This is a genomic window from Kluyvera ascorbata ATCC 33433 (genome assembly GCF_000735365.1).
GTDB lineage: Bacteria > Pseudomonadota > Gammaproteobacteria > Enterobacterales > Enterobacteriaceae > Kluyvera > Kluyvera ascorbata.
The window spans coordinates 1-7,930 of record NZ_JMPL01000162.1 but is presented as its reverse complement, the minus strand read 5'-3'; the positions used below and the strand labels follow the sequence as shown (position 1 = coordinate 7,930).

At 60.4% G+C, this 7,930-nt stretch carries 8 protein-coding genes and 2 pseudogenes; all 10 read left to right on the top strand.

Annotation, left to right across the window (positions count from 1 at the left end; all coding sequences use genetic code 11):
- Nucleotides 1-520: pseudogene (locus GKAS_RS21825) on the top strand (Clp protease ClpC); the annotation flags it as partial.
- On the top strand, nt 520-711 hold the full coding sequence (locus GKAS_RS21820; RefSeq protein WP_001446316.1) for a hypothetical protein: 192 nt from the start codon (nt 520-522) through the stop codon (nt 709-711). The pseudogene GKAS_RS21825 and the gene GKAS_RS21820, both read left to right, overlap by 1 nt.
- Nucleotides 712-771: 60 nt before the next feature.
- A complete protein-coding gene (gene ftsH / locus GKAS_RS21815) occupies nt 772-2,577 on the top strand; it encodes an ATP-dependent zinc metalloprotease FtsH (RefSeq protein WP_003847766.1) in 1,806 nt (601 codons plus the stop codon).
- Nucleotides 2,578-2,664: 87 nt separating this feature from the next.
- On the top strand, nt 2,665-3,123 hold the full coding sequence (hsp20-GI, locus tag GKAS_RS21810; RefSeq protein ID WP_001275372.1) for a small heat shock protein sHSP20-GI: 459 nt from the start codon (nt 2,665-2,667) through the stop codon (nt 3,121-3,123).
- A gap of 22 nt (nt 3,124-3,145) precedes the next feature.
- Entirely contained in the window at nt 3,146-4,060 is a 915-nt protein-coding gene (gene yfdX1, locus GKAS_RS21805; protein ID WP_003847769.1) for a heat resistance protein YfdX1, read from the top strand.
- Nucleotides 4,061-4,162: 102 nt separating this feature from the next.
- Nucleotides 4,163-5,050, top strand: coding sequence for a heat resistance protein YfdX2 (gene yfdX2, locus GKAS_RS21800; RefSeq protein WP_003847770.1), 888 nt, complete (start codon nt 4,163-4,165; stop codon nt 5,048-5,050).
- A gap of 89 nt (nt 5,051-5,139) precedes the next feature.
- Nucleotides 5,140-5,751, top strand: coding sequence for a heat resistance membrane protein HdeD-GI (hdeD-GI, locus tag GKAS_RS21795; RefSeq protein WP_003847772.1), 612 nt, complete (start codon nt 5,140-5,142; stop codon nt 5,749-5,751).
- Nucleotides 5,752-5,830: 79 nt separating this feature from the next.
- Complete coding sequence (locus GKAS_RS21790) at nt 5,831-6,976, top strand: hypothetical protein (RefSeq protein ID WP_003847774.1); 1,146 nt, start codon at nt 5,831-5,833, stop codon at nt 6,974-6,976.
- Entirely contained in the window at nt 6,966-7,406 is a 441-nt protein-coding gene (trx-GI, locus tag GKAS_RS21785) for a heat resistance system thioredoxin Trx-GI (protein WP_000786814.1), read from the top strand. Before GKAS_RS21790 ends, trx-GI begins: the two co-directional genes overlap by 11 nt.
- Before the next feature lie 3 nt (nt 7,407-7,409).
- A pseudogene (gene kefB-GI / locus GKAS_RS21780) lies at nt 7,410-7,930 on the top strand (heat resistance system K+/H+ antiporter KefB-GI); the annotation flags it as partial.

Here is a 7,930-nt window from a genome sequence, read left to right as displayed (position 1 = left end):
TGAGGCGGCTGGCGAGGAGTACGAAAAGACCAAGGCCGAGGTCATGGACGTGCTGCGCGGCCACTTCCGGCCCGAGTTCCTCAACCGCATCGACGAGATAATCGTCTTCCATGCGCTGGGCAAGGAGGAGATCCGCCACATCGTCGGCCTGCAGCTCGATCGCGTGGCGCGCAGCGCCGCCAGCCAGGGCGTGACGCTCACTTTCGATCAGACGCTGATCGACCATTTCGCGGAAGAAGGCTACAAGCCCGAGTTCGGTGCGCGTGAACTCAAGCGCCTGATCCGTAGCGAGCTGGAAACTGCGCTGGCGCGCGAGATGCTCGGTGGCGGCATCGGCAAGGGCGATCACGCCAGCGCACGCTGGGACGACAAGGCCGAACGCGTGGTGTTCGAACGCAAAGAGCCACCGCAGACCCCGGCCGAGCCGGAGCTGCCGGATGCCGCGAAGGCGACCGAGACGCCGCACGGCGACGCTGGCAAAGGCTCGCGCAAGAAGAAGTCGGCGAGCGACGCATCTTGATGGCGGGCGAGGCTGCCGTGTCCGACCCCATCGGCCTGGCATGGGCAGCCTCCCTGGCCTCGATCGCGGTGGCGGTCGTGGCCGCGGGTCACGCGGTCGTCTACAAGCGTGATCCGCGGTCGGCCACGCCGTGGGGGCTGCTCATCAGCGGCGGCACTGCTCTCCCGCTCGCTGGCCATCCGTTTGCGTGACGGTGCGGCCCGTCTGTTCACCTGATCCTCTGGCAACTCGACTTTCGAGGAACACGGCCCATGGAAAAAAAGAATCAATGGAATACCGGCTACTGGATCGTTGCACTCCTGCTGTTGTTGAGTTTGCAGAGCTACTGGCAGACGGCGAAAACCGTCGAGCCGGTGCCCTACAGCGAGTTCGAGAAGGCGCTGGCCGAGGGGCGCGTGGCCGAAGTGCTGGTGTCGGATCGTACGGTGACCGGGCGCCTGAAGTCGCCGGACAGCCGGGGCAAGACGACGATCGTTGCAACGAGGGTCGAACCCGATCTTGCCGATCGCCTGTCGAAGTACGACGTGCCCTATGCCCGCGTGTTGGAGAGCACCTGGCTGCGCGATGTGCTGTCGTGGATCCTGCCAGCGGTAGCCTTCTTTGGCGTCTGGTTCTTCCTGTTCCGCCGCTTCGCCGAGAAGCAGGGCATGGGCGGGTTTCTCAACATCGGTAAGAGCCGCGCCAAGGTGTTCGTGGAAAAGAACACCGGTGTGACGTTCGCCGATGTCGCGGGGGGGGATGAGGCCAAGGCGGAGCTGGTCGAGATCGTCGATTTCCTGAAGAATTCGCAGGACTATGGCCGTCTCGGGGCGCGCATTACCAAGGGCGTGTTGCTGGTCGGCCCACCGGGCACCGGCAAGACATTGCTGGCCAAGGCTGTTGCCGGCGAGGCGGCGGTGCCCTGCTTCTCCATCTCCATCTCCGGCTCAGAGTTTGTCGAGATGTTCGTCGGCGTGGGTGCGGTCCGTGTGTGCGAGCTGGCCCGCGGGCAGGCACCGGCCATCATCTTTATCGACGAGCTCGATGCGCTGGGCCGCGCGCGCGGCGTCGGCGGCCACGACGAGCGCGAGCAGACCCTCAACCAGCTGCTCACGGAGATGGACGGCTTCGACAGCTCGGTCGGGCTGATCATCCTCACCGCCACCAACCGCCCCGAAATCCTCGACCAGGCGCTGCTGCGTGCCGGCCGCTTCGACCGCCAGGTGCTGGTGGACCGGCCCGACATCAAGAAGGGGCGGCTGGACATCCTGAAGGTTCATGTCAAGAAGGTGACGCTGGCCCAGGATGTAGACCTCGAACAGGTAGCCGCACTGACCACGGGCTTTTCCGGCGCGGACCTCGCCAATCTGGTCAACGAGGCGGCGCTGGCGGCGAGGAGACGCCGTGCGTCCGCCGTGGAATTGCAGGACTTCACCGCGACCATCGAGCGCATCGTGGCGGGCCTGGAAAAGAAGAGCCGCGTGCTCAACCCCAAGGAGCGGGAAACCGTGGCCCATCACGAGATGGGCCATGCGCTGGTGGCGCTGGCGCTGCCCGAAACCGACCCCGTACACAAGATCTCGATCATCCCGCGCGGCATCGGCGCGCTGGGCTACACCTTGCAGCGCCCCACCGAAGACCGCTTCCTGATGACGCGTACCGATCTCGAGCACAAGATCGCCGTACTGCTGGGCGGGCGTGCCGCCGAAAAGCTGGTGTTCGGCGAGTTGTCTACCGGGACGGCGGACGATCTGGCGCGAGCCACCGACATCGCCCGCGACATGATCACCCGCTTTGGCATGGACGAGGGCCTGGGCTACATCGCCTTCGAGGCGCAGCGGCCCCGCTTTCTCGATACACCTGAACTGGCCCACGGCGGTTGCCGGTTGGCCGAATCGACCCAGGCGCGCATCGATCAGGCTATCCGCGACATCGTGATGGGCGTGTTCGAGCGCGCCTACCGGATTCTCGACATCAACCGCGCGGTGCTGGAGCGCTGTGCGCGCGAGCTGCTGGCGCGGGAAACGCTCGACGAAAGCGATATCCGTCAATTGACTCAAGGACTTGTTCGGAACTGAAAACAGTAGTAGGTGCCATTCAGAGTAAACCGACGGCTCTGTTCAGTGCGTCATCCAATTCGTCGGCATTGTTCAAGGAGAACCGATATGTCTGCATTGACACCGTGGGACCCCTTCCGGGAACTGGATGAATTGCAAAACCGCCTGGCGACGATGTTCGGACGAATACCCCAGCGACAGGGCGCCCGTACCGGCAACGAAGCCATGACCACGGCGGACTGGGCACCAATGGCGGACATCAGCGAGGATGAGAACGCATTCCTCCTCAAGCTGGATCTGCCGGAGGTCCCCAAGGATGCCGTGCGCGTCAGCGCGGAAAACGGTGTGCTCACCATCAGCGGCGAGCGCAAACTGGAAAAAGAGGAGCAGGGCAAGAAGTTCCACCGCATCGAACGTGCGTATGGCCGCTTTGTGCGCAGCTTTGTCTTGCCTGACAACGTTGATCCGACCAAGGTGACGGCTTCCATGAAAGACGGCGTGCTGGAAGTGCGGCTTGTCAAGGCCGAGCAAGCCAAACCGAAACAGATTGAAATCTCAGTCAACTAACTTCAATCAAGAGCCCAAGATCATGAATATCAAACAGCCACAATACACCTTCTCCGCACTTGCCCTGGCGGTCGTCGTCGGACTGAGCGGACCGGCTCTGGCCCAATCGGCGGCAGGTTCTAGCCCAGGTGCTGCAGCACCCTCTGCCGCATCCAAGGCGGCACAGCCACAGGTAGATGACAAGGCCGCCCGGGAAGCCGATAAAAAGCGTGCCGAGCTCACTCAAGACGCCATCACGGCGCTCACCAAGACCCAGGAGGCTTTGACCCTCCTTGATGCAAATAAGACCAAGGAGGCGCTTGCTGCGCTGGAACTGGCCAGCGGAAAGATGGAACTGGTATTGGCACGCGACGCCAAACTTGCTTTGGCGCCGGTCGATGTACGCGTCATCACCCACGATATCCACGCCAACGTGGAATCGGTAAAGAAAGCGGTCAAGTTGTCTCGGGAGTTGTTGGGTGATGGCGAGGTGCAAAAGGCCCGGCCCATCGTTGCCAATCTGGCCAGCGAAATCGTAATCCAAACCGACAACCTTCCGATGGCAACGTACCCGGCAGCGATCAAGTCGGCCGCACGGCTCATCGACAGCGGCAAGATCGACAACGCCAAAGCGGAACTCGCCCGAGCACTGAACACGCTGGTGGTGACCTCGGTCGCCTTTCCTCTGCCCGTGCTACGGGCCGAAGCCGCGATGGCAAAAGCTGAAAAGCTGGCCGAGACCGACAGGCGCGATGCCAAGCAGAACGAGGAGCTCAGCACCTTGCTGTCGTCCGTGCGCACGGAGATCGAGATGGCGCAGATCCTGGGTTATGGCAAGAAGGCGGACTTCAAACCCATCTTCGATCAGGTGAAGTCCATTGAGCAAAAGTCGGCTGGTGGCAAAAGCGGCAAGGGATGGTTCGACGAGTTGAAGACGCGCATCCAAAAGCTGTTTTGAGGTGATGAAGGGGCTGACTGCTCTGTCGGTCAGTCTCGCGATGTTCGCATTCAGCCCCAATAGATTCGCCTATTTTCACTATCTCATACGAGGCATATCACCATGAATGAGCAAACACCGAATCCCAATGCGACGAACGAAGGAATAAACGAACAGGCCGCGGTAAGCAGCCTTCCTGTCAGTCCAGAGTCCAAGCCTGAAGTCGTCACGGAGGTACAGCCTGAGGTTCAGAAAGAAACGGACTCGCAGGCGGAAGACAAACGTAAACAAGTCCTCGATGAGGCAGTCTCGGCCTTGTCGCTGACCAAATCCGCGCTGGCCGCACTTGACGGCAAGGACACTGCACGCGCATTGGCAACGCTGGCCGAAGTGACGGGAAAGCTGGAGCTGATCGTCGCGCGCGAACCCACGCTCGCCCTGGCCGGCGTTGATGTGCGCACCATCGTGCACGACTTGTTCGCCAACACGGAAACCATTGAGGCGATGACCGACGAGGCGCTGGATGCCCTCAAACATGGCGAGGTGCAACAGGCTCGCCACGTGCTGGCTTTGCTGGCCAGTGAAATCGTGATCACGGTCACCAGCATCCCTTTGGCGTCCTATCCCGCAGCCGTGAAGGCAGTCGTGCCGCTGATCGATCAGGGCAAGATCGAAGAAGCCAAAGCCGCGCTGCAGTCAGCGCTCAGCACGCTGGTCGAGGAGCGCAGCGTGCTTCCGCTGCCCGTCCTGCGTGCGAAGCTGCTCCTGAAGCGCGCCGAGCCCCTGGTAGAAGATGGTCAGCGCAGCGAAGCATCCAATGAGCGCCTGGAGACATTGTTGAACGAAGCCCGGCAGCAATTGGAAATGGCAGAACTGCTGGGCTATGGAAAAAGGAAGGACTTTGAGCCCCTGTACGCTGAACTCAAGAAAATCAAGGAAAAGACGGGAGGGGGAGGCTGCGGAAAAGGCTGGCTCGATGAAGTCAAGGCAAAACTGTCCAAGTTGTTCTGAAACCCCTGGATAGGGGGCGCATAGCGCCCCCTCTCTTGTTCCATGAGTGTTTGATTTTTTATTCTGTATAGATCTTTAGGAGATATTGCATGAACACAGACACCATCGCTAATTCCAATGCGGATGACCCCACCAAAGCACTGTGTTCGCTGAGCCAAAATTGGTGGCTTTTTGTGCTGCGCGGTGTCTTGGCATTGATTTTTGCAGCCCTCGCGTTCTGGATGCCACAATCGGCTCTGTTGGCCATGACCATCATGTTCGGCGCATTTTCCTTGGTCAATGGCGCGTTCAACTTGTTTGCAGCGGTGCGCCATATACAGAAAAAAGAGCGCTGGGGCTGGCTGCTGTTCAGCGGCATTGTCGGCATACTTACGGGCGTCGTCGTCCTGGTTGCTCCTTGGGCCGCCACGATAGTCTTGGCTTCTTTTTTATGGGCTAGCGTGGGCTTCTGGGCGATTTTCACCGGTGTGCTGGAGATATCCGCCGCCGTTCGGCTGCGTCGGGAAATCAAGGGTGAAATCTGGCTTGCCCTCAGTGGACTGCTCTCGATTATCCTTGGCGCTATCGTCTTGTGGATATTTTTTACCCGTCCGGTCGAGTCATTCGTGGCCGCAGGCTGGCTGTTGGGTTTCCATGCGGCAGTCTATGGCGTCACGCTTTTGTTCTTGAGTTGGAGTCTTCGCAAAACGCGCCTGGGGTAAGAGCGTGCCAAACCAAAATCTATGGATATGAGCATCCTCGATTCATACCTCCATAGAAATGACATCGAAGGAGTCATACATGCAGATGCAATATAGCTATCGAGCTATCGACAAAGAGTTTCATGAACCTTGGCAGAGAACTTTGGGAAATGTGATCGAGCACGCCCTCAAGCCATTGCTCGACAAACACACTAAAGATTCAGCGCAACTTCAAATCGTCCTTGATCGCGACAAGATCAAGCGGCAATTTCTGGCCAGTGGCTATATGCACCTGCCCGGCAAAAAGATTGTCAGCGTTACTGCATCACATGACGAGCTGACGCCCCTCGCGAAGATGCTCGCACAGTCGTTGTTCCGTCAGGCCAGGAAGCATTTTGACCGACTGCATGCTCAGGATCAAATCAAGCGCAAAGCACGACGCGAGCGCTTGCGCGAGCTCAAGGTGCGGATTGCCGCAAAACCCGCATCAGCCGCCCATGAGGCCGAGGTGACCCGAATGCCTCTACTGTCGAAACTTGAGGCTGTCGCAAGGCGTGAGCTGGCTTATCTGCGGGCCGTCGGCGATTTACCGCGCGATTATCCGACGCTGCGCGACGTGGTGGATGAAGCGATTGTCCGAGCTGAGGTGGAATGGCAATCCGTGCCGGGGGAAAAAGAGGCTTACACCGATCTTTTGAAGCATCTGTTCGCCGTCCTGGATAACGAAGTGGCAAGCAGCCGGCAATTTGGCGAATTCGTTTCTCTGGACGCGCCGGTCGAACCGGATGCCCAAGACGTGGCCGAGGCCATGGTGGAAGAGGAAATCTTCGAATTTTATCAGCCCGATGACACACTCAAGCTGGCCGATATCTTCGCTGGCAGTCAGCATCCCGATGTCGCAACGATCGCGGAACAGGAGGAGCTGATTGATCGGTCGAGCGAGCTCGCTTTTGCATTTGACCTGCTGAAGGACATGCCGCGTTTGTGGCGGCGCATTTTTCTGCTTATCCGTGTGGACGGGCTGAATGCCAGCAGCGTCTCTGAAATCCTGCTGATTCCTAGTAAGGAAGATGCTGTCCGAAGGTGGCTCATGCAGGCCGAAGCATTCATCGCTGCTCATCTGGAAGAGGCCGGAGTAAGCAAAAACGGGAACGATTGGCTCCAAGGCGTTGATTGGTCGGCATTGTCTGTGACCCGAAGCGAGGCAGCCTCACTGTGGTCCAAGGAGGCGAACCATGAAGAATGATCTTCACCTCGTCTGCCCGCATTGCCAGTCCATCAACCGCGTACCGACTGCGAAGCTATCGGAACATCCCAACTGTGGCCGCTGCCAGCAGCCCTTGTTCACGGGCGAGCCCATCGAGTTGACCACGGCGACGTTCTCGCGCCACGTGGAGCGCAGCGATCTGCCGCTACTGGTCGATTTCTGGGCGCCATGGTGCGGGCCGTGCAAGATGATGGCGCCACAGTTCCAGCAAGCGGCGCACCAGCTCGAACCGAGGATCCGGCTGGCGAAGGTGAATACCGAGGCTGAGCCCCACCTGGCCGCGCAGTTCGGTATCCGCAGCATCCCGACGCTCGCCCTGTTCCAGGGTGGGCGGGAGATCGCCCGTCAGGCCGGCGCGATGGGCGCGCAGGACATCGTGCGCTGGACGTCGACGCAAGTGGGACGCTGACCGATGCAGGCCTTACTCGGCGATACGCTAATCCTGCTGGCGGCTTGCAGCCTGGCGTCGATGGCGACGGCGGCGTTCAGAGTGCCCGCCTTGCTGGGGTATCTCTCTGTCGGCGTTGTACTGGGCCCCTCAGTCATCAGCGTGATCGCGCCGGGGGAGACGCTGAGCTTTCTGTCCGAGCTGGGCGTGGCGCTGCTGTTGTTCATGGTCGGACTGGAATTCTCCCTCGGACACTTCTGGCTCGCCCGCAGGACGGTGCTGATGGCGGGCGCTCTGCAGATGATCGCCGTGGCCCCGCCGCTGATCCTGCTATTGATGTGGCTGGGGCAGCCCGGCCAGAGCGCCGCGCTGCTCGGCACTGCGGCGGCCATGTCGTCCACGGCGCTGGTCAGCCGACAACTGGCCGACCAAGGCGAGCTCACCACCCGCCACGGCCGCAGTGCCATCGCCGTGCTGGTCTTTCAGGACCTGGCCAGCGTGCCCCTGCTGGCCTTGACTGGCCGATCTGGGACGCGCGGCGAGTC

What these genes read in the sequence shown, in the direction of transcription:
- GKAS_RS21820 (WP_001446316.1), top strand. Translation starts at nt 520, where the DNA reads ATGGCGGGCGAGGCTGCCGTGTCCGACCCCATCGGCCTGGCATGGGCA.
- ftsH (WP_003847766.1), top strand. Translation starts at nt 772, where the DNA reads ATGGAAAAAAAGAATCAATGGAATACCGGCTACTGGATCGTTGCACTC.
- hsp20-GI (WP_001275372.1), top strand. Translation starts at nt 2,665, where the DNA reads ATGTCTGCATTGACACCGTGGGACCCCTTCCGGGAACTGGATGAATTG.
- yfdX1 (WP_003847769.1), top strand. Translation starts at nt 3,146, where the DNA reads ATGAATATCAAACAGCCACAATACACCTTCTCCGCACTTGCCCTGGCG.
- yfdX2 (WP_003847770.1), top strand. Translation starts at nt 4,163, where the DNA reads ATGAATGAGCAAACACCGAATCCCAATGCGACGAACGAAGGAATAAAC.
- hdeD-GI (WP_003847772.1), top strand. Translation starts at nt 5,140, where the DNA reads ATGAACACAGACACCATCGCTAATTCCAATGCGGATGACCCCACCAAA.
- GKAS_RS21790 (WP_003847774.1), top strand. Translation starts at nt 5,831, where the DNA reads ATGCAGATGCAATATAGCTATCGAGCTATCGACAAAGAGTTTCATGAA.
- trx-GI (WP_000786814.1), top strand. Translation starts at nt 6,966, where the DNA reads ATGAAGAATGATCTTCACCTCGTCTGCCCGCATTGCCAGTCCATCAAC.